The organism is Pseudomonas sp. TWP3-2 (genome assembly GCF_049897765.1).
Classification (GTDB): domain Bacteria; phylum Pseudomonadota; class Gammaproteobacteria; order Pseudomonadales; family Pseudomonadaceae; genus Aquipseudomonas.
This window is the reverse complement of sequence record NZ_JAFCWW010000025.1, coordinates 18,932-42,602: the sequence shown is the minus strand read 5'-3', so window position 1 is coordinate 42,602 and position 23,671 is coordinate 18,932. Positions and strand designations below refer to the sequence as shown.

The 23,671-nt window shown below is 59.1% G+C and carries 27 protein-coding genes and 2 pseudogenes; 23 read left to right on the top strand and 6 right to left on the bottom strand.

Annotation, left to right across the window (positions count from 1 at the left end):
* Window positions 1-158 precede the first annotated feature (158 nt).
* The 22 genes and pseudogenes from ACP7EE_RS24870 to lysC all read left to right on the top strand — a co-directional run.
* Window positions 159-854: an AAA family ATPase gene (locus tag ACP7EE_RS24870; RefSeq protein WP_426237473.1), complete on the top strand. Its 696-nt coding sequence runs from the start codon at window positions 159-161 to the stop codon at window positions 852-854.
* Entirely contained in the window at window positions 851-1,219 is a 369-nt protein-coding gene (locus tag ACP7EE_RS24865; protein WP_426237471.1) for a stability/partitioning determinant, read from the top strand. The genes ACP7EE_RS24870 and ACP7EE_RS24865 overlap by 4 nt, the downstream gene beginning before the upstream one ends.
* A 3-nt stretch (window positions 1,220-1,222) precedes the next feature.
* Complete coding sequence (locus ACP7EE_RS24860; RefSeq protein WP_426237469.1) at window positions 1,223-1,627, top strand: hypothetical protein; 405 nt, start codon at window positions 1,223-1,225, stop codon at window positions 1,625-1,627.
* A 27-nt stretch (window positions 1,628-1,654) separates the two neighbouring features.
* Window positions 1,655-1,942: a hypothetical protein gene (locus ACP7EE_RS24855; protein WP_426237467.1), complete on the top strand. Its 288-nt coding sequence runs from the start codon at window positions 1,655-1,657 to the stop codon at window positions 1,940-1,942.
* A gap of 76 nt (window positions 1,943-2,018) precedes the next feature.
* Window positions 2,019-4,343 carry an LPD1 domain-containing protein gene (locus tag ACP7EE_RS24850; RefSeq protein WP_426237465.1) on the top strand — a complete coding sequence of 775 codons (2,325 nt, stop codon included), beginning with the start codon at window positions 2,019-2,021 and terminating at the stop codon, window positions 4,341-4,343.
* Entirely contained in the window at window positions 4,336-7,491 is a 3,156-nt protein-coding gene (locus ACP7EE_RS24845) for a hypothetical protein (RefSeq protein WP_426237463.1), read from the top strand. The genes ACP7EE_RS24850 and ACP7EE_RS24845 overlap by 8 nt, the downstream gene beginning before the upstream one ends.
* 117 nt (window positions 7,492-7,608) lie before the next feature.
* On the top strand, window positions 7,609-9,309 hold the full coding sequence (locus ACP7EE_RS24840; protein WP_426237461.1) for a hypothetical protein: 1,701 nt from the start codon (window positions 7,609-7,611) through the stop codon (window positions 9,307-9,309).
* A gap of 12 nt (window positions 9,310-9,321) precedes the next feature.
* Window positions 9,322-9,963: a hypothetical protein gene (locus tag ACP7EE_RS24835; RefSeq protein ID WP_426237459.1), complete on the top strand. Its 642-nt coding sequence runs from the start codon at window positions 9,322-9,324 to the stop codon at window positions 9,961-9,963.
* Window positions 9,950-10,354, top strand: a complete 405-nt coding sequence (locus tag ACP7EE_RS24830) for a hypothetical protein (RefSeq protein ID WP_426237457.1) — start codon at window positions 9,950-9,952, stop codon at window positions 10,352-10,354. Before ACP7EE_RS24835 ends, ACP7EE_RS24830 begins: the two co-directional genes overlap by 14 nt.
* An 11-nt stretch (window positions 10,355-10,365) precedes the next feature.
* The gene (locus tag ACP7EE_RS24825; RefSeq protein WP_426237455.1) at window positions 10,366-12,021 is read left to right on the top strand and encodes a hypothetical protein; all 1,656 of its coding nucleotides are present in this window, start codon (window positions 10,366-10,368) and stop codon (window positions 12,019-12,021) included.
* Window positions 12,022-12,030: 9 nt separating this feature from the next.
* Window positions 12,031-12,756, top strand: a complete 726-nt coding sequence (locus ACP7EE_RS24820; RefSeq protein ID WP_426237453.1) for a hypothetical protein — start codon at window positions 12,031-12,033, stop codon at window positions 12,754-12,756.
* Window positions 12,757-12,813: 57 nt separating this feature from the next.
* Window positions 12,814-13,917: a hypothetical protein gene (locus ACP7EE_RS24815; protein WP_426237451.1), complete on the top strand. Its 1,104-nt coding sequence runs from the start codon at window positions 12,814-12,816 to the stop codon at window positions 13,915-13,917.
* 89 nt (window positions 13,918-14,006) lie between these two features.
* On the top strand, window positions 14,007-14,483 hold the full coding sequence (locus ACP7EE_RS24810; RefSeq protein ID WP_426237449.1) for a hypothetical protein: 477 nt from the start codon (window positions 14,007-14,009) through the stop codon (window positions 14,481-14,483).
* A 9-nt stretch (window positions 14,484-14,492) separates the two neighbouring features.
* A complete protein-coding gene (locus ACP7EE_RS24805) occupies window positions 14,493-14,882 on the top strand; it encodes a hypothetical protein (RefSeq protein WP_426237447.1) in 390 nt (129 codons plus the stop codon).
* Window positions 14,882-15,586 carry a hypothetical protein gene (locus ACP7EE_RS24800; protein ID WP_426237446.1) on the top strand — a complete coding sequence of 235 codons (705 nt, stop codon included), beginning with the start codon at window positions 14,882-14,884 and terminating at the stop codon, window positions 15,584-15,586. Before ACP7EE_RS24805 ends, ACP7EE_RS24800 begins: the two co-directional genes overlap by 1 nt.
* A complete protein-coding gene (locus ACP7EE_RS24795) occupies window positions 15,583-16,380 on the top strand; it encodes a hypothetical protein (RefSeq protein ID WP_426237444.1) in 798 nt (265 codons plus the stop codon). The genes ACP7EE_RS24800 and ACP7EE_RS24795 overlap by 4 nt, the downstream gene beginning before the upstream one ends.
* Window positions 16,361-16,591, top strand: coding sequence for a hypothetical protein (locus ACP7EE_RS24790; protein WP_426237442.1), 231 nt, complete (start codon window positions 16,361-16,363; stop codon window positions 16,589-16,591). The genes ACP7EE_RS24795 and ACP7EE_RS24790 overlap by 20 nt, the downstream gene beginning before the upstream one ends.
* Before the next feature lie 77 nt (window positions 16,592-16,668).
* Window positions 16,669-16,995: a hypothetical protein gene (locus ACP7EE_RS24785; RefSeq protein WP_426237440.1), complete on the top strand. Its 327-nt coding sequence runs from the start codon at window positions 16,669-16,671 to the stop codon at window positions 16,993-16,995.
* Window positions 16,996-17,002: 7 nt separating this feature from the next.
* A complete protein-coding gene (locus tag ACP7EE_RS24780; protein WP_426237562.1) occupies window positions 17,003-17,680 on the top strand; it encodes a glycoside hydrolase family 19 protein in 678 nt (225 codons plus the stop codon).
* A complete protein-coding gene (locus ACP7EE_RS24775; protein WP_426237439.1) occupies window positions 17,677-17,997 on the top strand; it encodes a hypothetical protein in 321 nt (106 codons plus the stop codon). Before ACP7EE_RS24780 ends, ACP7EE_RS24775 begins: the two co-directional genes overlap by 4 nt.
* A gap of 27 nt (window positions 17,998-18,024) precedes the next feature.
* Window positions 18,025-18,480, top strand: coding sequence for a hypothetical protein (locus ACP7EE_RS24770; protein ID WP_426237437.1), 456 nt, complete (start codon window positions 18,025-18,027; stop codon window positions 18,478-18,480).
* Window positions 18,389-18,622: pseudogene (gene lysC, locus ACP7EE_RS24765) on the top strand (Rz1-like lysis system protein LysC); the annotation flags it as partial. The gene ACP7EE_RS24770 and the pseudogene lysC, both read left to right, overlap by 92 nt.
* A gap of 174 nt (window positions 18,623-18,796) precedes the next feature.
* Here lysC and ACP7EE_RS24760 read toward each other — a convergent pair.
* From ACP7EE_RS24760 to rdgC, 6 genes and pseudogenes are all read right to left on the bottom strand, one after another.
* Entirely contained in the window at window positions 18,797-20,014 is a 1,218-nt protein-coding gene (locus tag ACP7EE_RS24760) for a tyrosine-type recombinase/integrase (protein WP_426237435.1), read from the bottom strand.
* A 308-nt stretch (window positions 20,015-20,322) separates the two neighbouring features.
* The gene (locus tag ACP7EE_RS24755) at window positions 20,323-20,616 is read right to left on the bottom strand and encodes a hypothetical protein (RefSeq protein ID WP_426237433.1); all 294 of its coding nucleotides are present in this window, start codon (window positions 20,614-20,616) and stop codon (window positions 20,323-20,325) included.
* A 3-nt stretch (window positions 20,617-20,619) separates the two neighbouring features.
* Window positions 20,620-21,099 (bottom strand): hypothetical protein, encoded by a 480-nt coding sequence (locus ACP7EE_RS24750; RefSeq protein WP_426237431.1) that lies wholly within the window; start codon window positions 21,097-21,099, stop codon window positions 20,620-20,622.
* Window positions 21,096-21,359 (bottom strand): hypothetical protein, encoded by a 264-nt coding sequence (locus ACP7EE_RS24745; RefSeq protein WP_426237429.1) that lies wholly within the window; start codon window positions 21,357-21,359, stop codon window positions 21,096-21,098. The genes ACP7EE_RS24750 and ACP7EE_RS24745 overlap by 4 nt, the downstream gene beginning before the upstream one ends.
* Before the next feature lie 52 nt (window positions 21,360-21,411).
* The gene (locus tag ACP7EE_RS24740; RefSeq protein ID WP_426237561.1) at window positions 21,412-21,606 is read right to left on the bottom strand and encodes a DNA translocase FtsK; all 195 of its coding nucleotides are present in this window, start codon (window positions 21,604-21,606) and stop codon (window positions 21,412-21,414) included.
* A gap of 60 nt (window positions 21,607-21,666) precedes the next feature.
* Window positions 21,667-22,584: pseudogene (gene rdgC, locus ACP7EE_RS24735) on the bottom strand (recombination-associated protein RdgC); the annotation flags it as partial.
* A 237-nt stretch (window positions 22,585-22,821) separates the two neighbouring features.
* Between rdgC and ACP7EE_RS24730 the strand changes: the two are divergent.
* Window positions 22,822-23,346: a hypothetical protein gene (locus ACP7EE_RS24730; RefSeq protein ID WP_426237427.1), complete on the top strand. Its 525-nt coding sequence runs from the start codon at window positions 22,822-22,824 to the stop codon at window positions 23,344-23,346.
* The last annotated feature ends 325 nt before the right edge of the window (window positions 23,347-23,671 follow it).

Sequence of the window (23,671 nt, the reverse complement as noted above, 5' to 3'; positions counted from 1 at the left end):
GGTACGAAGAGATACGGCGTGGTACGGAAAGATAACCAATAATATTTATGGATATCTTAAGATATCCATTGATACCAGTTTGGTAGAGATATACAGTCGTACCTTGCAGTATCAAGAGATATCTTTCTCTATCTTCTTCTACTTTAAGGTGTCGAATAATGCCTACAACAGTTGCAGTTAGCCCCAAGGGCGGCGCAGGTAAAACCACGACCATGCTTAATCTGGCGCTGCAACTGGCCAAGAAGGGCGCCCAGGTCGCGCTGCTCGATGCTGACCCAAACAACCCGCTGAAGGACTTCGCGTCCGGTGGTCATTGCCCGGATAATCTGCTGATCATTCCAGACGTCAATGAAGACAATATTGGCGACAAGATCCGCGAAGCCGCGGAGAAAGTGCCGTTCGTTCTGGTGGATCTGGAAGGCACCGCGGCGAAGATCGTCGTCAATGCGCTGCAACAGGCTGACTATGTGCTGATCCCAATGCGTGGCTCGCATCTGGATGCAAAAGAGGCGGGTAAAGCGATCAAGCTGGTGACGGATCAGGAAAAGGCAGTTCGCCGCCATGTCCCGAGCTACAACCTGCCGTATTCCATTCTGTTCACCTGTACGCCAGCTGCCTACGAGACGCGTAACACGGCAGGTCTGCGTGATGATCTTCAAAAGATGGACATCCCAATGTTCGAAACGGAAATGAAGGATCGGGATGCCTTCAAGTCGATGTTCAAATTCCAGCGCCCGCTTGAGCTGCTGGATCCGGCATTGGTACCCGGCATCCCCAACGCAATCGTCAACGCCGAAGCCGTCACTGCTGAGCTGCTGGCGAAGCTCAAGTCTATTCAGGAGCCTGCATCATGAGTGGAGATCAACCAAAAGAGCCGCAGGAGGCTGCCAACGCCTTCTCGATCCTGGGGGATTTCAAAGCAAAACCCCCAGCTTCGGCATCAGTGGTTACCAAAGAGATAGAAAAAGATATCTCAAAAGTAGCTAAAGAAAACGGCTTCCATTCTCGTGATGCAAAACCGGATCAGGCCGCGAAAACAAAGCGTTTCAACGCGGCCGAGCCTAAAAAGCAGCTGAACATCAAGATCCCTGTTCCGATGCACGACCGGTATTACCGGATGGCTGAAGAACGGGGAATTAGCGTCTTGCATCAGCTGCTGGGCGATGCGCTGGACGCGCTGGAAGAGAAAGAAGCCAAGGCCGCCGAAAACAAGGAGTAAGCCGTGGATTTGTTCGAAGACGACAAGCGCCTGTTCCTCAAGCCTGTGCTGGCGTTCGCTGATTGCCTGATGGGCGCGTTCGTTGCCGGGCCGTGCGGCTGTATTCGCTGCACCGATGACGACGGAAGCCAGAAGGGCTACACGCACCTGCATACTGTTGAAATTGGGGGCGGCGTGTTCAATCGCCGTTTCGCCACTTCAACCTATTCCGACGTGCGTGGGGCGCTGGCCAAGGCTTGGGAGTCTTTCTACAAAGCCGTGCTTCCTGACGCTGGACGCGCCGACATGGGTGCTATTGCTGCATTTGTGCAGGGTTCGGCTGCCCGACGCATTGAGCTGGTGTTGTACGCTGCGGGCGTTATCAAAGACGTCGACGGCGTACCGCATTTCATGGCCGGGGAAGTGTGACGGCCCACAACGGAAAGGAACGTGACCATGGCTGTGCAAGGGTTTGGGCCGATTCAGGTCGGTGACATCACGCTTACCCCATCCGCCCACCTTTTGGCTTTGGCCAAAGATGAGCAGGCGGAGTTCAAGGTGGACGCGGAAGGCTATCCAGAAATCTGGCTTGGCGGGCGTCTTTGGGAGGTTTCGCCGAACGGCGTGCTTCCACCGAACACCATTCACGATCCGGGCGCGCCGGGGCCGGTAGTGAGGGTGATGGCCATAGAAGATCGCGCATTCATCGTGGCCTGGCTGAGCAGGCCGGAAGTCACTGAGTAACTGAGCAAATACCCTCCGGGGCGCCCACTGCTGGCGCCCCAAAATACGGGCCTGCAAATGATCAGGCCTGTACACCATGCATATTTCCCCCATCGAGAAAGCCCGCCTGAGTTCGCGGCTGCTGGCGCTGCGCCAGATGCTGATCAGCGGCGCGCTCAAGGCGCTTGAGAAGGTGCGCGTCAGCGCTGAAGCCTTGGGCATCCGCCGCAAACTGACCGGCCAGACGGCGACGGCGCCGCAAGTTGATTCAGTGACTGCCGCTGAGCAAGCCTCAGACGACGGTTTAAGCGACGATCCCAACAGCGCCAACTACCGCTATGCCGACGTCGGTTACATCCCCGGCAGCCGCAAAGAAGAGGCCGCAGGCACGATTCGCAAAGCCCGTGCCGAGGGCCGCATGCTGCGCGGCTCCGATATCGACTTCGACGCCATTGAAGAAACGCCCCGTGAAGCGCGGGCGCTGGTGGTCAAGTCCAACCTGTTCGGCGTGGTCGACTGGGAAGCAATCAAGCAGGGCGGCGCCGAGCCAGCCGCTGCATTCCTGATGGATCGCGTTTACGCCTCTATCGCGAAGGAACCAACCGAAGACAGTCCCACCGCCCGCCGCGCCTACGTGCTGGGGCTGGAGACGCTGCGCACGCGCCTGGAGCTGTGCCAGACCCCGAAAGAGGTTGTGGCCACGCTGGACGAGATCCGCGACGAATTGCTGGGCAGCCAGCTGGACGCCGACGAAGCCGAGCGTTACGAAGACGTGACCGGCCGCGCCCGCGGCATGACAGAGCAGATCCGCGGGCTTGAGGCGCAACAGAACGCGCTGCAAAACGCCATGTATGAGGCCAGTGGCCAGAACAACAAGGCGCAACGCGACCTCGAAGGCCGGGTGAGCCGTGGCTGGGGTGTCGGGCCAGAACATGAGCAAGCGGTGCGTGACGCCAAGAAGGCATATCGCGATGCCATGAAGGTCTGGACTGACGTTCTGGAGAAGAACAGGCCCGCCATCGAGCAGCTGACCGCTGCGCGCGCGGCGCTGTATCAGGAGCGAGCTGAAATCACGGGCGTGGCCAAGGCCCGCAACCTGAACTCGCCGATCAATCGCGCGTGGATGTCCATGGGCGACAAGTTCGTCAAGGCGCTGATGTTCCGTGGCCGGTCTGGCTCTGAAGCATTCGCCCGGCATGTGTCCAATGCCTTATCCGGCGATCCGAAGGAATGGGAGTGGGCGGACAAGAAGGGCGGCGATGTCATCGAAGGCGCACCCAAGGCGCCGACGAAGAAGCGCCAGACCTTCGCGCTCAAAGTCGTGGACAAGTTCGACCGCAAGGGCGGGCGCCCGGTCGTCGTCAACTCTACGCGCTCGTTGCAGCAGCTGTGCGGCTTCCGGGCGGTGCAGTCCGGCAACTGGGTGCTGGATGACCGAGACAGCTCCAAATGGCATGTGGAGCAGTCAGCGGGCGCCATGATGGATATGGCGGACGTGCTTGGCATCAGCGAAGAGAACCTGGGCTTTGGCGGTCGCCTTGGGCTGGCATTCGGCGCCCGCGGCAAGGGCGGGAAGGGCGCCGCCACCGCGCAATACGAACCGGTACTGCGCGCGATCAACATCACCAAAATGAACGGCGGCGGTGGCTTGGGCCACGAGCACTTTCACGCGATGGACAACATCCTGCCGGGATTGCTGCGCGGTGAGGCTGGCGCCGCTGATGAATTCGGCGTGGACAAGCCGGAGCTGGTGCCCGAGGGGCCAATCCGGAACGCTTTCGTCGCACTGAAAAAAGCGCTGACCGAGGGCGACCACCGTTTGCCCGAGACGATCAAGTTCACCCCGCGCACCTTCGGCAATGCCCGCCTGAACTTGGACAATCCGAGCCAGGACATTGCCCGCCGCATCAAAGCAGCAGGAAACGCAGAAGCGGCCGTGCTGGCGGTCGACACCTATTTTGGCCAGCGCAATGACGCGCGTTCTCTGAAGTTTAGAAAGAACTGGCGCACCGTTGCCGCGGCGTATTTCTCGCCCGAGGGCACGACTGAAGTGCGGTTGAACACCGGCAAAGGCGTCTCCCGCTACATGGCCGAAGCCGCACTGCTGGATAACTCCAAAGAGGGCAAATACTGGTCATCCACCCCGGAAATGGCGGCGCGGGCGTTCCAAGCCTACTTGGAAGACAAGCTGGCAACGATGGATCGCCAGAACGACTACCTGAGCTGCCTGGCTGACAACAAACACCACTACTTCCCCGAGCAGGGTCTGCCCTTCAAGCCGTATCCGGAGGGAGAAGAGCGCGCGCGTATCGGCGCCGCTTTCGACGAGCTGTTCAAGACGCTGCGTGACGGCAAGACCTTTGAAAAGGCGCTGGCCAACACCGCACTGCTGGATTCGATTTTTGGGGGCTTTGATGAGTAATTTGGGACAACCGGGCGTTCTGTCGCCGATTGAGCGGGCGCGCCTCAGCTCCGAGCTGCTGACGATCCGCGCCGCGCTGGCAGATAACGCGCTGTCGCCTATCGAGAAGATTCGCGCCAGTACCCGCGGGCTGGCTATTCGTGCCCTACTGGGACAAGCACAGAAGCCGGATGCAGATGCAGGCCAAGCCGCATTTGAGCAGGCGCGCCAGTTCTATCAGGAGAATCTGAAGGGGCAATTGATCCAGTCGGTAGTTGGGCCGGTGAGCGTCAACAGCACGGGCTGGAAGAAATCCAAGCAGGGCATGAAGTCCGACGTGCTGAAGGCGCGCTTGATAGAGTTCGTGCGTGAGATTCTGGAGACGGGTACCGCTGGCCAGCGCCAGGAGCCGCACAAGGCCCGCAACGATTCGTTCGTCGCGTTCTATTTCATTCAGAAACAGGTGAAGGTCGACGACCTGCTGGTGACCGCAGGTGTGACGGTGGCCGAAGACGGCAAGGGGAATTTGTTCTACAGCATTTCCCACGCGGATCGCGGGAGCTGGAAGGCATACAAAAACGGCGCCACGGATTATGCAGGGGTAGGGCCCCGCTCCGATGACGCCGCCAACGGAATGCTTGACAGCCTGCCGCTAGTGCAGGAGTCCAGCTCCGTCGAGGACACTGTAGCAGACGATGATATCAATATCACCATACTGGCAGTTGTGGCGGTCGATCCGAACGCGCCAGCGGCCAATGCGAGATATTTCACCAAGGACGACGCCCGTGAAGCTGCTCAGCGGGCGCTGGCAGCTACCTCCACCGCAACGCTGATTACAGGCATCGTGCCGCAGAAGTCTGGCGGCGTGCTTGTGATGGGCGACGTGGCGGCGCTGGACGCCTACGCGCATGCCTATCTTGATCAGGCGAAGTACACCAAGACGTCGACGGGGTTGCTGCTGAGCAAAAGCCAGGCGCGGCTGGCGCAGTACCTGCCGAGTTCGCAAGACGTCTTGCCGTCGGGCGCGGTCATTTACACCTATGCCGATGGCGGGGTATCGGTGGCCGTGGCGCCTGAGCTGTCGGGAATCGCACGCAACCTGCCCGACCTGAAAAGCCAGATGGCGCAGCGTTGGGGGCCGGAGAAGTACCGCGCGGTGTTTGGCGAGGATGCAGCGCAGCAAGACGTGCAGGCCTACAACGAGGAGCAGGCAGCCATAGCGCAGCGCAAACAGGGCACCGCCGATGCTGCCGCGCAGACCTTGGCTGCGCAGCAGCTGGCGCTGGAGCAAGAGAAAGCCGCGAAGGATGCAGAGGCAAAGGAAACGGCCCGCATCGTTGCAGAGAATCAAGCGCGGGATCTGGCCGAGTTTGAACGCACTATCGGCGCCGGGGTGTCAGACAACCCGATCTATCAGGCCTATCTCGACACGTTGGAAGAGCTGCCAACCCAAAGCAGCAACGCCGGGTTCCTCGGCTGGGCAGGGATCCGTGCGGGTGAGTTTGAACGGCTGAAGGGCGGGCGGGTATCGGACAACAAAGATGAATACCTGGCTTACGTGCGCAAGTGGGCAGACGAGCACTTGGCAGATCGGGTGAAGAAACCGGCGGCCGTTGCCGAAGTCCCGACGGAACAGGAAAAATCCCCCGAAGCCCAATATCAAATCGTTGAGTACACGACCAAACGCGACAAGGTGCTGCGCGGGATCATCCGCACTGACCTGACCCTGGCCGAAGCCAAGGCCATCGACCCCTACACCTGGCGCATGAATGGGGGCTACTTCATCCGCGAAAAGCATCTGGCGGGCGATACCAGCGCCATACAGGCCGCTCCGGCGCCGGTTGTGCTTTCCCCGGAGCAGGAGGTGGAAAAGCAGGAACGTGACGCCCGCGCGGCGCTGGAGCGTCAGCAGGAAGTCATTTCCAGCCAGGTGGGAAAACTGCGCGCAGCCGGTGACAAGGCTATTTCCTCCGGCAAGGAAGGCATGAACGCCGACCGCAAAACCAACACCCACCGCCGGGCCGGGATGGCGGCGAGTGCCTACGCCCGGTCAGCAGCTGATGAAGCCGACGGCAAAGCCCTGAACAGCATCGCCGACGCAATCGAGGTCGGCGCCGCCGGGCCGCTGGCCAACCTCAGCAGTCGTTCGCAGCTGCAAGAATTGAACAGCGCGCTTACTCGAGCAAAATACGAATCTGAACGCGGGTTGAGCTACAGCAATCAGCTGGCGCGCCGTGGTCAGCCGGTCGGGCCTGAGTTGTTGCAGCACGTCAGCATGCCGCCGCGACTGGTGTGGTCGAGCCGGTACCAGAGTGCAGCGATGACGCTGGCCAAGAAGGCGGCGCCGGGCAACTCCAAGCTGATCGCAGCCTTGAGCAAGCTGGGTAGCCGCACAGAGCGCTGGGCGCTGGTGAATGACGGCGATATCGCCATCACTCGCAAGGCCTACAAGGTGCTGGGGACGATCAAGGAACAGTGGGATCTGAAAGACCCGATGGAAATGCTGGCGCGTATCGACCGCCTGAATCGCATGGGCATCACCAACGATGCGCAGTTGCAGGACGCTTGCCGGGCGCTGCTGCCGCACCTGGCGGAAAAGCAGGAAGAAAGCGCCGTGGTCAAAGCCGAGCGCGCCATTATCGGCCAGAAGGTGGGGATCGACTTTTTCCCAACCCCTGCCGCTGTGGCGCACCGGATGGCTCGGATGGCGCGAATCAGCAAGGGCACGCGGGTACTGGAGCCGAGCGCGGGCAATGGCAACCTCGCCGACGTCGCTGCCGCTGCCGGTGGCGAAGTGGACGTGATCGAGATCAGCAGCCAGCTGCGCGACATCCTCACGGCCAAGGGCTACAACGCCATCGCGCACGACTTCATGACCTTCACGCCGGAAGAGTCCTATCAGGCCATTTTGATGAACCCGCCGTTCTCCAAGCGTCAGGACGCCGAACACATCATGCGCGCCTACGGGATGCTGGCCAGTGGCGGGACGCTGGTGGCGATTGCGGGGGAGGGTGTGTTTTTCGGTCAGGATCAGAAGGCGGAGCAGTTCCGCGCCTGGCTCGATACGCACAACGCCGACGTCGAAAAGCTGGAAGGCGGGACTTTCCAAGACAACGCGCTTTTGGCGCAAACCTCTGCAAATGCCCGGCTGATCGTGCTGCACAAGTAAGCGATCCAGCGGCGCGCAAACCATGCAAACCCCCATCCGGATGGGGGTTTTTTACGTCTCAAAATCGTTGCTGACACAGATCGGGCGCAGCCCAAAAAACTGGCAACGAGGTAAGACATGAGCAAGAGCAATATTTACGCGCCCGACACCACTCTGGCGGCGGATGAGCAGAAAATCGGCGAGCTGGTGCGTCTGAGCCGTGGTAATGGCAACATGCTCGACAGCACGTCCGACACCGCGGTAAACGCCATCGGCGAAGCCATCAAAAACCCTGACGACATGCTTCCGGCCCGTATGGCGCCACTGATGGCGGCGGTTGACGAAAAGCACCGCCCACAGATCCTGGCTTCCCTGCTCGACGGTATCCGTCGCTTCCAGTACGAACACGGCTTCATGCCTTCGGCGGACATGATTGACTCAGCGCTGTCGCAAGGTCTGTCGGTTGCTGATGGCAGCGCAGGCGTTTTGCCCGGCGGCGCTACGCTGGATAGCGTCAGCAACTCGTTGCAAGGCACTCCGCTCTCTCACCAGCCGAACCGTATTTCGGTCGCGATTTGCGGCGGCCTGGCCGAGTCCATGCCGTTTGGCGCTTACCTGCCGTCCGACCTTTCGTCGAACGAATCGAAACTGGCCATCGTCAACAGCGTTGCCGGTTCGAACTTCGGCGCCCACAAGGACGGCGATATTCTCGACGGCGTGAACAGCGGCCAGCATTACATCAGCGCTGAGCGCTCCGTGGTTGCAGAGTTGGCGGTTGACCGTGCGACTGCGACGTTTGCATTCAAGACCGATTTGGCCGGTACCGGCGCGGGTGTTCCGCTCATCCCGACGCGCACCTACGTCAAGGTCAACGGCCTGAAGGTGGCCATCGAAATCAACCCGAACGCTACTACCGCGGCTCGTCAGATTGCTGGCCAGGTCAACGTCCGCAAGGCCGACGGTACCGTAACTACCCACGGCATTTCCGGCAGCGTCACGTATGGCGCTGGTACCGGTTCGCTGGGTTTTGCCCCGGCCCTGCCTGCGGACGTCGTGGTCAAAGTTGTAGGCTTCATCGACTACGAAGCCAAACCGGAACTGACGCCTACGATCAAGACCAAGGCCGAAAGCTTCAGCCTGTTTTGCACCGAACAGCGCGTGCTGATGCAGGTTACTCCGGGCGCTCGCAGCCAGGCGCAAAACGAACTGGGCGCGGACTTCCTGACCGTCTCGGTGAACTCGGCGCGCCGCCAGTGGGCGAACGAGCGTTACTACCTGGCTCTGGAGAAGATCCGCGAAGTAGCAGCCATCACCGGCAAGATGTTCGACTTCGACGCGGCCAACCAGCTGCTGCAAAAGTCGCGTGCCCAACGCTGGCGCGACTTTGCCGCATTCTTGGGTGAGGTTGACCAAGAGGTCGCCAACAACACCATGGAATACGGCATTTCGATGCTGTTCGTGGGTAAAAAGGGCGCTTCGAACTTCCGCACCATGGGTGCCGACGACTTCACCCCGTCGGGTGTCCAGGCGCGTCCAGGCATCTACCGCGTAGGTCGCTACAAAAACCAGTACGACGTCTACTACACCCCGCGTCATGTCAACGAAACCGCCACCAGTCTGGAAATGTTGGCCATCGGCCGCGCGGCGCAGGTTGCGCGTAACCCTGTCGTGTTCTCCGACGCCTTGGCGCCGACGTTGATCCCGTTGGGCATCCTGAGCGACCTGAAGTCGGGCGCCGCGCTGTATGGCCGCAGCTTGACCGAGATCAACCCGCACGACCTGTCCGCAATGGGCTGTGCGCTGATCACTGTCGAGAACGTCGACACGCTGGTGGACTGATAAGGGGGCGATATGGCTAAGGCAAGTAAACCCGCCAGCGAATCCAAGTCCCGAGCGCCTCGGACAACTCGCCAGGTAGATGCTGCTCCGGCCAGTGATGCCCTCGACAACAAAGAGGCGGGCGCTACGGCGCCCGTTTCTTTGTCCCTCGACAAGGCAGCAACTGGTGACACCACTGATGCAACGAATTCATCCCAGCCACCAGCTGCTGATGGCCAGCCAGGTGATGGGGCTGGCCCAGCCGAGCCACCGGCCGCGGCACTTGTCGTGGGGGAACGGGTTTTCTTCCCCGGTATGGGGCGATTCCCGCCCGACTGGAAGCCCAAGCCGCCACCGCCGCCGGAATCTGAATCGGAGGGCGATGAAGACGAGCAAACCGGCGCCGAGGAAGGGGCTGATGAGGCCGTACAGTCTTCCTCGTGGGGTTTGCCGGACATTGCCGAATTTCCTGCCGAACTGACCCTAGTGAACAACACCCGGAACATCCTCGTGGTGCGCCCGTTGAACACCAGGCTTTTGCAGTTCGGCGAGAAGATAGTGCAGTGCCCGACTGCCAAGCAGTACGACGCGATCAAACGCGAATTCGCTGGCCGCGCGCGGCGAGAGCGCTGGGATTCAGACAAGGGCTTACAGGTGAAACATGGCGAAGATTGAAATCAAGCAGGGGGCGGGGGATGACCCGAGCAAGTTGGCAGAAGCCATCTGTGCCGGACAGTCGTACCCCTTCATGGCGACCATCACTCACAAAGCGGTCAAGCCGCTGCTGGTGCCGTCGACGGGACTCAATGAAGTCATTGCGCCGGGCGCCGAGGGTGTGCAGTTCAAGGTTAAGAGCTTTGAGCAGGCTTGGGTTGTCGTGACCGACAGTGCCGCACTGGCAGCCCGCTACAACAGCGACAAAAAAGACTTCGTAGTAATTGAAGTCCCTGACGTTGTGCAAGAACAGCCCGTGAAAGAGGATTCGGAAGTTTCGGATCCCGCCGACGGCAAGAAACCAGCTACTCGCAAAGGTGCCGATTCGGGTGCTGGCGCGGTGACTGAATAAGGGGGCTGCAAATGACTGTCAACATGTCCCGCGCCATCAACAAGCGCTCCGGCGTACAGCAGAACTACATCGCGGATAAATCCGAGATCGGTTCGGTTGCGTCGGATTACAACGGCGGCTTTATCGGTCGCTTCGCCCGTGGCCGCATCGACAAGGTGTTTGCCGTTTCCCTGTCGCGGATTGACCGCAAGCTGGGTGCAGCGGTGAGCCTGAACATTTCGCCGTTGGGCGAGGCGATGATTCAGGTTTATGAAGCATTGCGTTACGGCACCCAGCAGGCCGTCGTTTCTCGCCTGATCGCCAGCGATGCGGTGAACAAGCTGCTGATTGCGACGGCTACTGTTCCGGCGCAAGCCGGTGGTGAAGCTCCGGCCGTCTGGAGCACTGGCCTCGAAAGCGCTGAGCTTCCGGTAGGCGCTCTGATCGCGTTTAAGCACCACGAATGCTTCAACGATGGTCTGACCTGCGAAATCAACGCGCAAGCGGCTGAGGATGATCAGGGCGTCGCTGTGCCGTCGAAGATCATCACTGTGCAGTTCATCGACAAGGTGAGCGGTAAGACCATCATCGGCCCATTCACCGGCTCGCTGGATTTGAACGCGACCGATGAGTACGGCAACAGCAGCTACATCGCAGACGTGATCGACAAGGGCACCGATGATTTGGACGTGATCGAGGTCGCAGCGAATGCTTCGGTACCGGTGACGTGCGGCTTTTACGGCAAGGCGAACAATCAGGACAAGTTCGTTTCGGCGCATCTGGAGTATTTCACCGAGGGCCGCAAGGTTTACACCGCGACAGAAATGGCCGCGGCTGCTGATCGCCTGCGCCGCTCCAAGCCGAATTTTACCTACCTGAATGCGGGCGGTACCGAAAACGTTGCGCTGCTGTCGCTGATGGCCGACTTGGGCAAAGAGCTGAATAAGCAGTTTCCGTTCGACGTGCCTGGGCGCCTGTCTCCGGAAGCTGCTGTCGCGTTCGTGCAGTCCATCGGCGCCAGCGTGAAAACCCTGTATGGCCAAGCCTATTGGGCGCCACTCAAGCGTGACAACCCGATTGCCGGTGGTAAAGCGTTTTTCGGTACTTCGGGCCAACAGATCGGCCTGCGCTGCGCGCGTAACGCCCAGGTGAACGCCAAGGGCATCGCTCCGCGTAACCGCGTGATTGCAGGCAGTGATTACGGTCTGAGCGGCACCAACATCACGCAGACGTATGACGTGAACGAGGTGGACGATCTGGAGCTGCTGGCTGAAAACCAGATCAACCCGTGCATCTTCAAGGACTACCCAACCAGCGGCGGCAAATACGCTTGGCTTGACTCGCTGACCGGTGCGCAAACCACTGGCGCGAGCAAGCTGATTGCCGTGGCGGAAATGGCGACCTTCCTTGATGACAAGGTGGCGGCCTACGGTCAGGAAACACTGCAAAAGCCAATGAACGATTCCGTCACCATGATGACCCGGTTCATGGCTAAAAACCTGCTCCCGGCATGCGAGTCGGCTGGCTGGTTTAACGGCACCGCCGAGCTGGATGGTTCTGCCTGGCGCACCCGGACTCAACCTGATGAGTCGGCGCCTTACGACATCATGTCGGTGCAGTACGACGTCTGCTACCAAGGGACGAACCGTATCACCAAAGCGCAACAATCCATCATCCGTCAATCGTAAGGGGCTGGTATGAACTTGCTCAGTGAAATCCTCAAAAACTCGACTACCGTGGCGGACGCCGTGCATAAGGCAGCGGCCGGTGGCAGCGATGCTGCCGCCGCGGCCGCTGCGTTGCTCGACAACGCGAAAAACCAGAACAACGCCGACGACGTGCCCGGCATCGTTTACACCGAAGAAATGCGCTTGGACGCTACGCGCGTGGTCTACGAGTGGGCGCAGACCGACGAGCTGGAAGAAGGTGAAGGCTACGGCGATCGCCTGCTGGCGCTGGTCGTTGGTACCGCCGCCCACAGCGACACCGATTTGACCGAAGACGAAGTGGAATATGCTGGCATGGTTGCCGAAGTCGTTGGCGACTATCTGGAAGAGAAGGGCATTCCAGAAGATGACATTGACGCACTGCTCGGCGATGCAACCTTCGACAACGACGTAGCCGAGCGTGTGCATGAAGCACTGCTGGACAAGCTCCCAAATGGCGAAGACGCCATGATGGACGATGCCGGTCGATTCGTTGATGGCGACGATGACGACAAGATGCTGGACGCCACCTACCGCAAAAAAATCGTGGTGCGCGGCGGCAAGAAAATCCGCATCAATAAGCGCATTGCGGGCACCGTCCGCTTGAACGCCAAACAGAAGGCGGCTGTACGCAAGATGCAGCGCAAAGCCTTCAGCGGTGCGGCGAAGATCAAACGTGCCCGCTCCATGCGTGTGCGCAAGAAGATGGGTCTGTAAGCCGTGGATCTCAGCATCGACAAGGGCGCAGCGTACCTGTCCAGTTCCCTCAAGGGTGTGACCGGCACCCTGGCAGGGAGCACGTCGAACAAACTGCTGGGGTCAGCTGCAAGTGCGGTGGGGCGAGCAGGGGAGGGGCTTATCACTGGCGTGGCCAATCAGGCGGAAAATAAGCTTGCTGGCTTCGTGGGTGGCAAAGAAAACCTGAACCTGCTCAAAAGCGGCGCTGAATCGGTCACCGGTACCGTTTCGGCGCTCTGGAATGGCGAAACCACCTTTTCCGAGGTTGGCGAAAAAATCAGCGGTTCCGTGGATGCGCTTCTTGACGGTGATAAGGCCGGAATAGCGTTTGGCGGTGCCGTTGATTCGCTGATGGGGATGAAGGCGGCCAGTAACGACTTGGGCAGCGACTGGGGCAACCTGTCGCCGCTGCTGTTGGCGCGGCTGTTCGTGTGCGACTCCAAGGGCGTCCCCGACATCAAGGAATACGAGGGCGTTTATGGCGCCATGGAAGAAGGCTCGTTTGAAGCGCCGATGAATTGGCAAAGCCCCTTCGAAAACATGGGGGCGGAAACCAAGGCGCCCGCGCTTACCGCGATGATTCAAAGCGGCTCGTTGGTGCCGGTGATCAACGCATTGCAGGCCGTGAACCCGGATCCGAACGGGAAGATCGGCGGCATGCTCGACACGGGAGCCGACAAGCTCAAGGCCGCGGTGAAAGAGCTGGAAGGCCGTACAGGCATGACCAAGCTGAATTCGCGCCAGGTATTCAGCGGAGCGCCGCCGGTACGCATGAACTTCAGCATGGAATTTCGCGCGACCACGGATGCCGCGAAAGAAGTGATGGCGCCGTTACAGCGCCTGCTGGAGTGGGTTTTCCCGCAAGAGCTGGCCGAAGAGGGAATTTTGTCCGAGGTGCTGCAAACTGCGCGCGACGTCGACAGCTTCATCAAGGCGTTGTTTCCATCGTTCGCGCCGAAGCTGCTCGGCCTGACCTACGCTGCGCAGACCTACGCGCCGATGGTTGTGGAGTCGATCAGCTACCCGCTGCACGGGCCGAAGGACTCTCGGGGCAACTTCATCGCGCTGACGGTGCAGGTCAATATGGCCACGCTGACGGCGCTGGATCGCGCCGACATCAAGCGGTTTTTCACCCGGTAAAGCCTAGCCAAACCATGCAAACCCCGCCGCTGTGCGGGGTTTTTTATGCCCGATGATTGCCCTGAATACACAAACTCAGGGGTGTCCCGATGACGGTCAATATCCATCAGGTGCTATCCAGCACCTACCAGAACACTTTAGACCTGGGGCGCAAGGCCTCGACCGCTGACGCGGTGCTGGTCATCCATTCCCCAGGGATGGAAAAGCTACAACTGCTGTGCAAGCAGTTCCCGTGGCCTGTAGCGACAGTCAAAGATGCCATGGAGTTTTTCGGCCCCAACGGGCAGGCGATGGCGCAACCACAGAACAACAAATCCAAGTTCGAAGGCCCGGTAGCTCTCTACGAAGTGCAAGCCGGTACCGTCGGCCAGGAACTGATCAAGATGATCGAAAACGGTGCCGTGTTCGACGCGACAGCCTACGCGGGGCGCCCTGAAGATCATGCCTACAGCCTTGACATCAAGGGTGCCTTTTTTGTGATGGACACCCCCGACCGAGACTGGGAAAACGATACGGCGTTGTTGTTGGCGGGAACAATGCATTTCCACTGGTTCGGCAACAAGTAAGGGGCTGGCATGAAGATCAGCGTGCTGGTCAAGCAGCACATGGCTGTGCTGCCAATTGGCTGCGTGCTCACCGACGAACAGGTAGAGCGCAGCCTGCGGGATGCCGCGCGGCAATATTGTGGCTGCGCCGATCTGGCAAGTGGCGAAGAGGTCGACGACCAGGCGCTGATCGGCAGCAATGTGGCTCAGGACGTGGAGATAAACACCAGCGAGATGTCGTTAATTCGACCGCTGTGGCTGCTGTATCTGGAGCGGGAAAACAGCATGGCGCTGGAGGCATCCCGCTCGCAGGGCGCGGAGCTGTTCGGGCGGTCTGTGGCAGAGGTACAGATGGCGATTCAGGATTATGAAATGCGGCTACCTCAGCTGGCATTCAGTGAAGACTGGACGTTCGTCTGATGGCCAGCATCTTCGAACGCCTCGGTGATCAAGCGCTGGGAAAAGTGGCTGGTGCCCTCAGCGCGTCGGCGCCGGTTATCAAATTCACCAAGATTGCCGGGAATCTGCTTAACGGCAACCTCTCGGCGGCCGCCAACGGGTTGATGGATAACTTCCTTGGGCCGACCAGCTCATACGGCAGCGGCAACGTGGCGCTGGCGGGAACGTCCTGGGCGACTTTGTACGCAATGTATGAGGAATCCATGGGCGTTCTGCGCGAACGCTCCAACCTGTGGCATGTGCTGGTGGAGCCAATAGGCAAAGTCGGCGCGCCGCGGGTGAACTTGCTGGCGACTGAGTTCAGCTACAACGGCGTGCAGCTGGGGTATGAAGCGAAAAAGATCGGCTCTGGGTTCGTCCAAGTGCCAACTGGGGCGGAACCGATGGAGCTGTCACTGACCTGCTACGACGTCGACGGCGAGATCAAGACGTGGTTCGAAGAGCTGAAGCGCCAGCACGCCCACCCGGATGGCACCTACGGCTTGCCGGGCGACTACGCCAACACCTTCACCATTACCCACGGCGCTATTGAAGAAGGCCGCGGCTATGCAAACTCGTGGGTTCTTGTCCCGGTGAGCTGCCAAGTGGCGCAGAACCGTGGCGTCGAAGAGTTTTCGGCGTTGAACCTGACTTTCACGCAGTACGAAACGTTTGGGGCTTTATGAAGGCAATCCAACCTGTGCATTCGTTGCGCCTGTCGGTGCAACCCCGCGAACTGACTATCGGCCAAGTGCAGGAGCTGTGCACCATCCCTTATCAATTCGCCCAGCGCACCATTACTGCATTCCTCAATGCGGTCTGTGAGCAGATCCCACGCCCGCCGGGCAAGCTGTCTGTGACTGATCCACTGCTGTGGTCGGTCAACGAGCGCATGAACGTTGTCATTTTCTATCTGGCGGCGATGATCGAGGGCGGCCCGGACTTTAAACTGGGGAGCGGGCATCTACACGACTACCTGCTGGGTGACACCGATTATGTGGAACGCGTCGAGTTCGACCATGGCGGCGAGCGCCACTTATGTACGCCGCTACATGGGTACCAGGCCGAAGCCATCGAAACGTTGGTGGAGACGGGCACACTGCCAAAAACCTATTTCAGCTGGCAGCTGGGCGTAATGTCGGCCTGCATCCGCGGCGTCGATGAGCCGCCACTGGAGTACGTCGACCCCGTGTCCTACGGCAAGGCGCTGAAGGCGCGAATTGACGTGTTGCGCAGCGCGCGGGAAACCGAGTTTGTGACGCTGTTCGATGCGTATTCACTGGCGTCTCAACAGCTTCAGCACTTTGTACATGCCGTATTCAACGCGCAGGGTGTGCTGGCCGCTCAAGTCACGGAACCGGGGACGGTTGTCGATGGCAAGGAGGTACCCGCGCTGGGGCCAGCCCGATTTCACCCCCGTTCCGGAATCAGCCGAGGGGCGTGTGAATTGCTGGAAGCAGATGACGAACACGAAAGCTGACTTAGCTCTGTACTTCAATCAAGACCTGATAACGGCGAGTCGACTTCCGCAAAGTCAGGTCATCGCGCTGTTTGAGTCGCCGAGCTACCAGAACTGGAAGAAAAGCCAGGAAAACCAGAACAAGGGTCTGTCTGCCGTCATCGGCGGGATCAACAACGTCATCAAGGGGTTGAACATGCTCGGCAATGTGCTCGGTCGACGGCGCCGATAGCGCAAACCCCCTCCCGGAAAACCCGCGTGGCCATCGGAAAATGATGGCCATGTGCTTATGGGTAATGGGATCAGGATATGACGTCGCAGGTATCGCAAAGCCCAGTGATGAAGGCGGTAATGAACGGCTTGCAGGTGCTGTTCATTACGTTCATTTGCTGGCTGGGGAACAACATCAGTTCTTCGGTTAAGGGTTCTGTTACGGACTTCAGCAACAAGCTGGATGGGGTTGTGAAATCCATCGGCGAGATTGCCGCCAAACAGACAATGACCGACCGCGACGTAGCTGCGTTGACGCTGCGTGTGGGCAAGCTGGAAGACAAAAACGAGACGCTGGTACAGCAGGCTGCTCGCCTCGGTTTCAAGGTTGAACAACTGGAGCGGGAGCAGGGCAATGGCCGATAAAGAACTGGTGACATTGGCGCAACTGCAAGCGGTCTGCACCACGCAAAAGGGGCGTGACGCTTGCGGTCAATACCTGGCTCCGCTCAACGTGGCCATGCGTTCGCGTCAGATCAACACCTTCCATCGAATCACTGCATTTTTGGCGCAGATTGCCCACGAATCGGGCGAGTTCTTACGCGTGACTGAAGGCCTGAATTACAGCGCCGACGGCTTGGCCAACACTTGGCCCAGCCGTTACGCCGTGCCGGACGGGAAGGGCGGCTATGTGAAGGTGATGATCGACGGTAAGCCCCGCAACAAGCCGAACGCCTTGGGGCTGAAGCTGGCGCGCAACCCGGAAGCCATTGCCAACAACGTCTACGCCAATCGCTTCGACAACGGGCCGGAGGAAAGCGGCGACGGCTGGCGCTATCGCGGCGCCGGACTCAAGCAACTTACGTTCAAAGCCAACCATCAGGAATTCGGCAAGGCGATGGGCCTGGAGCTGTCACTGGTACCGGACTATCTGCGCCTGCCAGAAGGTGCGGCGCAATCGGCGGCATGGTTCTGGTACAGCCGCGGCCTCAACGCGCTGGCTGATGTTGGCAGCTTCAAACTGATCACCGAGAAAATCAACGGTGGGTTAATCGGCTATCCCTCGCGCGTGGAGTATCTGGCGCGCGCACAGAAGGCGATGCAGACATGAACGATCTACTGCGCTGGCTGGGTCGATTCGTCGAAGAGGGCACCACCGGCAGACCGTCGGTGAAGCGCTTCGGCTTCGCCCTGTGCGTGACCGTGCTGTCGGCAATCATGTGTGTGTTCGGCGGCGTGATGGGCGGCGTGGTGTGGATGGCGCAGGGCAGCCCGCAGGCCACTGAGCTGGTGCGGATCATCGCCGGTTCGTTGGAGGTCATTTCCGGAATGGTGCTCGGCGCCGTCACCACCGGTTACGTCGCCGGGAAGGCTGTCGAGCGGCCGCGCAAGGAACAGGCGGCCCGTGATGAGCCGGACAAGGCATAACTGAGCGCTGAGGCGCGGGAGGTAGGTGTGAACGTATATGGATGGTTTGGCGGTGCTCTCGTGTTGGTGCTGGCGCTGTGGACAGCTGACCACTACCGGCAGAGCGAGAACGCCGCGCAGCAGCAGGTCGACCGGCTGGCGGGTGAAGTCGAGACGTTGACGGCGCACAACACGACACTGGCCCAGGCGCTGACTGATCGCACGCTGGTGCAGGAGCAGCTGGCGCAAGTCAGCCAGGCAACGCGCCAGATGAACAGCACGCTGGCCATGCAGTCGACCCAAATAAACCGCAACTTTGATGAGCTAAAGCGCAATGACCAAGCGATTGCTGATTACTTCAGTCTGTCTGTCCCTACTGCTCTCGGGATGCGCTACGCCCGCCCCGAAACAACCGACCCCGTTGCTTATCGAGCCGCCGCCGCAGGTCTGCGCCAGCCTGGTGCCGTGCCGTCTGCCGGGGCGCCCACCACTCAAGCTCAATGAAGATCCATATCGCGCTATTGATGAGACGGAAAACGCGCTAACCGAGTGCGCCTCTCAAGTGCTCGACTGCATCAAGCAACAGGCCGTTGCACGGGGGATGCAGGGGCGCGGGCCACTTCCGGTTGCGGATCAAGCCAAGTGACAAAAAACGTCATTTTCTGACAAAAGTTGTCCGGGGATACTTTTTTTGATGGCTAAATGCCTGCAAAACGCATGAAAAGGCGAGTTTTGCCGATTTTTAGTGAGGGGATGGCTGGCGTTGCAGGGAAAGCCCGACGGGGGAGGGATCCCGCCGGGATTGGTTCGTGGTGTGCAGTTACATGTGACCCAGCGTCTGCTGGGGTACTGGCTGCTTTGCCATGATCGGGTGATGCGGCGTCACTCGTTCCATGACGAACTTCGACCACTTGGCCATCAGCGGGCGGCGTTTCTCCAGCTGGTTGCCACGCACGTAGGCGCGGGAAGTCGTGTTGCCCACGACGTGCGCCAGTGAGATTTCGCACAGCTCGAACGAGAAAGCGGTTTTCTCATCCGCCCAGGTGCGGAACGTCGCGCGGAAACCGTGAGGCGTGCAGTGCTTCTCGCCCATCTTGCGCAGCAGGCGGCGCAATGCGTTGTCCGGCAGCATCGTCGTCGAACGCGGGCCGTGAAACACGTACTCGCTTCGGCCACGGGAGCCTGTATCGCGCAGTATGTTGACCGCCTCTTCAGTGAGCGGTATCTGGTGCTCGACCTTGTTTTTCATCCGCGCGGCCGGGATCGTCCACACGCGATTGATCATGTCGATTTCTTCCCACTTCGCGCCCAGCGCTTCGCTGGTACGGCACGCGGTCAGAATCAGAAACTGCAAGCAGCGCGCCGTTCTGGAGTCTTCGCCATCCAGCATGTACATGAAGTACGGGATGCGAGAAAACTCCATGCTGTCGAGCTGGGTGACGTTGTTCTGATTGTTCGGCATCAGGTTTTGCAAGTGACCTTTCCAGCGCGCCGGGTTTTCGCCTTGGCGATGCCCATGGGCTTTGGCGTGGTCAAATACCCGCTCCAGGCGGTTGCGCACACGACGCGCCGTTTCTGGCTTTTCCGTCCAGATCGGGTCGAGCACTTTCATGATGTCGGGTGTTTCTACAGATCCGACCGGCATGGTGCCGATTTTTGGAAACACGTATTCAGTGAGCGAGTTGAGCCACTGCTGCCCGTGTTTGTCCGACCACCCTGCTCGATGCCGCTCAATGTAAGCCAGCGCCTCATCTTCAACAGTTACCGCAGCACTAGACGCTTCCTTGCGTTGCTCAAGAGGATCGATCCCTTTGATGACCTGAGCGCGTAGCTCTGTCGCTTTCTTCCTGGCCTCAGTCAGATTGATCTCAGGGAACGCCCCTAAGCCCATATCGTGACGTTCGCCATCAGTTGGGGAGGTGTAGCGAAAGAGCCAAGACTTAGTGCCTGTGGGTCTGACTTTGAGGGCTAGTCCGCCTTTATCTTGGTAGACGCCGGGGATAATTATCGTCGCGATAACTTTCTGATTGAGCGGCATAGTTTTCGACCTTTTTGCAGGGTGTAACGGTATGGGTTCGCATTGCTTGCAGCTTCCATTCTCGGACTGAGTGACAGGGGTTGTGGGAGCTTTCCCAGTCCGTACTTCATTGGGGGTTAGAGGCGCAGATTTTACCGAAAGCTACGGGGATGGTGTATCCCCGGTTGAAATGCCTTGCAGGCCTTGTGGCATAAGGCTTTCCCGAATATCAGAAATTGCCGATCCCACACTGCGCCCCACACTCGCTAAGGTAGCAAGTGAAAAGCTAAGTTCCAATAGCGCAGCAATTAGACGACGGACGGTAGTTGTCATTTAGCATTATCGTCAAGATTGCTGATTTCAGCGTAACAAATTGAATTGTCAGGGGAAGATGTGACACTTACTACCTGTCTGGCGCCTGAACCGGCGCAGAAATAAAAATTCGCTGATGCCAAGCTGCTCACACGCTGGTCGACCAAACAGAACAGCGCGGTGGTCAAAATGAGCGAACTGACGGCGCAGGTTGTGCGCATCCACTTCATTATCGCCGGGTTGGCGTGCTGGTAGGAGCGGGCGAGCCAGACGACGTGGAGCAGTAGCGCCGCGATAACAGGTATAGCCATGTGTCACCCCTTGAAAGTGAATTCGATCAGCCAGCACCACGGGTTGGGGTGCTCGCTCAAGTCGGCGGCCGCCTGGTGCCAATACGAATTGAAGTCTTCTCGGCTGGAATAGCCGCACAACTTCCAGTGCTCAGCGGTGATATCCAGCAGGCGGGTTATGCCCATTTGTCGCACTATCCCCGTACCAAATTTTTGCGGCTTTTCTGGTACGAATTCACGAATCAATTCGAAAGCGTAGCCCATGCCAATCGGCGGTGGGATCAATCCCGAACGGAAGGCTACGCGGGCTGCTGGCATCAACTCTTCCTCTGAAAAAGACTCGAGTCCAAATCGCGCAAGCGCGCCCGCGCAAACAGACGGCTGTGGGCGCAAGGGCAGAACCATCAAGCGTGCTTTGCCGCTCTGTATGTTGGTGCCCACTTGGGGGGAAACCAGAACCTGCGGTAACCGCAGGTCGATGCCTTCAATCTCGTAATGTCTCATCGCGATGTCAGTGTGAAAGCTACCTTTCGGATCGGCTGCTTGTGTTGTTCGAAGAGTCGGGCTTTGAGGCTGTCGATCAACTGCCTTGCCCGGTTGCGTGCGCCCTGATAGTTCATGCGCGGTAAGCCATTGGGTTCCCACGTTGCAGTCAGGCTGTTACCCGCCGCATCCGCTACTGTAAAACTGCCTGTCCATTTCACTGGCTTGCTCGGTTTATCGCCGCTGCTGGTGTCTCGGCGGCCATCAAAAGTCACGATCATTTTTCGCTAATCCTTGGCGTGGTGGCGGACGTTGGCCCGCCGGGCAGTGCTGTTACAAGATGGTTCTGGCGCCTTGCTCGTTTAGCGCGCTTACGATGCCGTTGGCCTGCATCCGCTCCATGATTCGGGCGGCGCGGTTGTAGTTGATCTTGAATTTGCGCTGTACCGCGCTGGTGGACGTGAGGCCTGATTCGCGGACGAAGGCGATTGCTTCAACCAGCAGTTCGTCGTCGGTTCCGATGGTCATCGTCACCCCCTCCGGGGTGCTAATGGTCATCGACACGCCCGCAGCGGTGTCCACGGCGTAAATACCTTCAGGGGACTCTTCGCCGCCCAGCGCTTCCAGCAATGCCGGGATGAACTCAGCGAAGGTCAACATCATCAGGGCGAAGCTCGCGTCGAGCTGGCCAAGGGCATCTTCGCCCCCGTCTTTCTCGGCCTGATCCTTCAGTAAGTCTTCAAACTTCAGGCGTTTAATCACCATTTTGTCGTCGAGCACGAACGACAGTTTGTCCTGCCACGCCATCGACAGCTGTGTGACGACCTTGCCGGTGCTGACATGCAGCTGAACCTCTTCACCGGTCATGTCTTGGCGCTTGCATCGCACAATGCCGCCGTCCTCGTGGGTGTCGCGCAGTTCGCACTCGTCCAACACGAAGAAGTCATCGGCCGCTTTCTGCATTTTCACCCAGTCGGTCAGCGTGGCTGTTGGCGACATCTTCACGGTCAGCGGGCGCACCGGCAGCGTGCCCAGCACTTCGCGCAGAGTTGACAGCAGATCCTCGGCACGCTTGGGGCTGGAACTGTCGACGATGATCAGCCCCAGTGTCGGCGCGATAGCGGCAAAGGTGCTGGAGCGGCGAACGAACGCGCGCGGCAGAAACGCCTGAATGATTTCGTCCTTGATCTGGTCGCGCTCTTTTTTGTAGACCTTGCGCATTTGCTCGGCCTCGATCTCTTCCACCTTCTCTTTGACCGCATCACGCACCACGCTGCCCGGAAGAATGCGTTCTTCCTTGCGGGTGCTCACCAGCAGGAAGTCGCCACTGACATGCACCAGTGGAGCGTCTTCGCCTTTGCCGAATGGGGCGGTAAATCCGTAGGTGGTTACTTCCTGGCTGGCGCAGGCGCGGGCCGGTTTTGAAGCCAATGCGGCTTCCAGCGCTTCGGCTGTGAATTCGAATGCTTGGGTGATCCGGTAGAGCAGGAGATTCTTGAAAAACATGCCTGTTTCCTTACTGATGATGGCTGCATGGCCTGAGCCGCGCACGAACTTGAACTGGGAATGGCCCCTCTCAATCGGAGCCGTTCTTATCTTGTCCTGTCCCTATTGATCCCCGGACAGGTCTGTTTGCGGCTCGCTTTTCCAGACCGGGGAGAGTAAACAGGTTTTCTAAAGTTTAATAGCGTTTTTATGGGGTTGCGCGTAAATTACCCACGGTTTACTTATGGAATCTTGAGCATGAACCTAGAAGTGTTTGAAGGCGCCAGCACCGCGAAGGAAGCGGTTGACGCCGGGAAGCGGGCACGACAGCAGCGATTTAGCCTGTATGCAGACCTGCACAGTCCGAGAGGCATTCGCGCGCTGTTTAAGCATCTGCCTGATGCGGAATGCCATGCCCTCGCGAACCAGATCACTCAGGCGATGCAAGACCGGGGCGGGTTTCCTGAGTTCCTGGCGCGGAAGGTCGAAGAGGCCGCAGGGCTGCCCTTTGGCTATCTGGATCAGCCTTATCCCTACCCTGAACTGCGGGCTTCGCTGAATCGCGCCAAGCGCCTAAAACGCATGGCTGATGCGCGCGGAGAGGCCGCGGTGGGTGCAGTGGGTAAGCGTAATTTTGAACAGCTTGAGCAGGCGTGTTTCGGGTATCGAGGCGTGTCGGAAGCCTTCTATGTGAAGGCCTTTGCGAAGCTGCGAAAGCTGCCAAAAGTTGAGCTGTTCTATGCGCAAAAGCTGCGAGAGCTGGACGAAATCAGAAGGGGTTGAGCGGTGAGCTGTTCAAAAGAACAGTATTTACAATGTCCGGGGATAAGGGATTAATTGGCTGGCAATACGCCTGTATGTTATACAGCGCGCAGCTTATCTGGGATCCACCGAATTAGAGGCAAAAAAAAAGAACCGTCCCGCCTGCAAGCGAAGGTTCTTTTTTTAGACGCATACGATGTTTAGACCATTTGCACCACTAAGCCTTCCATGCTTTAGGCCTGCTTTTTATCAAAGCTATCAGCCGTGGGAACTGCCGCATCGCCCAATAACATCAGGAGATGTCGAACACCGTGCCCCGACTTTACCATAATTGCTTCCATAGCAA

What these genes read in the sequence shown, in the direction of transcription:
- ACP7EE_RS24740 (WP_426237561.1), bottom strand. Translation starts at nt 21,606, where the DNA reads ATGACCATCGGAACCGACGACGAACTGCTGGTTGAAGCAATCGCCTTC.
- ACP7EE_RS24750 (WP_426237431.1), bottom strand. Translation starts at nt 21,099, where the DNA reads ATGAGACATTACGAGATTGAAGGCATCGACCTGCGGTTACCGCAGGTT.
- ACP7EE_RS24845 (WP_426237463.1), top strand. Translation starts at nt 4,336, where the DNA reads ATGAGTAATTTGGGACAACCGGGCGTTCTGTCGCCGATTGAGCGGGCG.
- ACP7EE_RS24800 (WP_426237446.1), top strand. Translation starts at nt 14,882, where the DNA reads ATGGCCAGCATCTTCGAACGCCTCGGTGATCAAGCGCTGGGAAAAGTG.
- ACP7EE_RS24790 (WP_426237442.1), top strand. Translation starts at nt 16,361, where the DNA reads ATGACGAACACGAAAGCTGACTTAGCTCTGTACTTCAATCAAGACCTG.
- ACP7EE_RS24785 (WP_426237440.1), top strand. Translation starts at nt 16,669, where the DNA reads ATGACGTCGCAGGTATCGCAAAGCCCAGTGATGAAGGCGGTAATGAAC.
- ACP7EE_RS24805 (WP_426237447.1), top strand. Translation starts at nt 14,493, where the DNA reads ATGAAGATCAGCGTGCTGGTCAAGCAGCACATGGCTGTGCTGCCAATT.
- ACP7EE_RS24825 (WP_426237455.1), top strand. Translation starts at nt 10,366, where the DNA reads ATGACTGTCAACATGTCCCGCGCCATCAACAAGCGCTCCGGCGTACAG.
- ACP7EE_RS24795 (WP_426237444.1), top strand. Translation starts at nt 15,583, where the DNA reads ATGAAGGCAATCCAACCTGTGCATTCGTTGCGCCTGTCGGTGCAACCC.
- ACP7EE_RS24835 (WP_426237459.1), top strand. Translation starts at nt 9,322, where the DNA reads ATGGCTAAGGCAAGTAAACCCGCCAGCGAATCCAAGTCCCGAGCGCCT.
- ACP7EE_RS24830 (WP_426237457.1), top strand. Translation starts at nt 9,950, where the DNA reads ATGGCGAAGATTGAAATCAAGCAGGGGGCGGGGGATGACCCGAGCAAG.
- ACP7EE_RS24730 (WP_426237427.1), top strand. Translation starts at nt 22,822, where the DNA reads ATGAACCTAGAAGTGTTTGAAGGCGCCAGCACCGCGAAGGAAGCGGTT.
- ACP7EE_RS24840 (WP_426237461.1), top strand. Translation starts at nt 7,609, where the DNA reads ATGAGCAAGAGCAATATTTACGCGCCCGACACCACTCTGGCGGCGGAT.
- ACP7EE_RS24820 (WP_426237453.1), top strand. Translation starts at nt 12,031, where the DNA reads ATGAACTTGCTCAGTGAAATCCTCAAAAACTCGACTACCGTGGCGGAC.
- ACP7EE_RS24870 (WP_426237473.1), top strand. Translation starts at nt 159, where the DNA reads ATGCCTACAACAGTTGCAGTTAGCCCCAAGGGCGGCGCAGGTAAAACC.
- ACP7EE_RS24865 (WP_426237471.1), top strand. Translation starts at nt 851, where the DNA reads ATGAGTGGAGATCAACCAAAAGAGCCGCAGGAGGCTGCCAACGCCTTC.
- ACP7EE_RS24760 (WP_426237435.1), bottom strand. Translation starts at nt 20,014, where the DNA reads ATGCCGCTCAATCAGAAAGTTATCGCGACGATAATTATCCCCGGCGTC.
- ACP7EE_RS24850 (WP_426237465.1), top strand. Translation starts at nt 2,019, where the DNA reads ATGCATATTTCCCCCATCGAGAAAGCCCGCCTGAGTTCGCGGCTGCTG.
- ACP7EE_RS24810 (WP_426237449.1), top strand. Translation starts at nt 14,007, where the DNA reads ATGACGGTCAATATCCATCAGGTGCTATCCAGCACCTACCAGAACACT.
- ACP7EE_RS24775 (WP_426237439.1), top strand. Translation starts at nt 17,677, where the DNA reads ATGAACGATCTACTGCGCTGGCTGGGTCGATTCGTCGAAGAGGGCACC.
- ACP7EE_RS24755 (WP_426237433.1), bottom strand. Translation starts at nt 20,616, where the DNA reads ATGGCTATACCTGTTATCGCGGCGCTACTGCTCCACGTCGTCTGGCTC.
- ACP7EE_RS24745 (WP_426237429.1), bottom strand. Translation starts at nt 21,359, where the DNA reads ATGATCGTGACTTTTGATGGCCGCCGAGACACCAGCAGCGGCGATAAA.
- ACP7EE_RS24855 (WP_426237467.1), top strand. Translation starts at nt 1,655, where the DNA reads ATGGCTGTGCAAGGGTTTGGGCCGATTCAGGTCGGTGACATCACGCTT.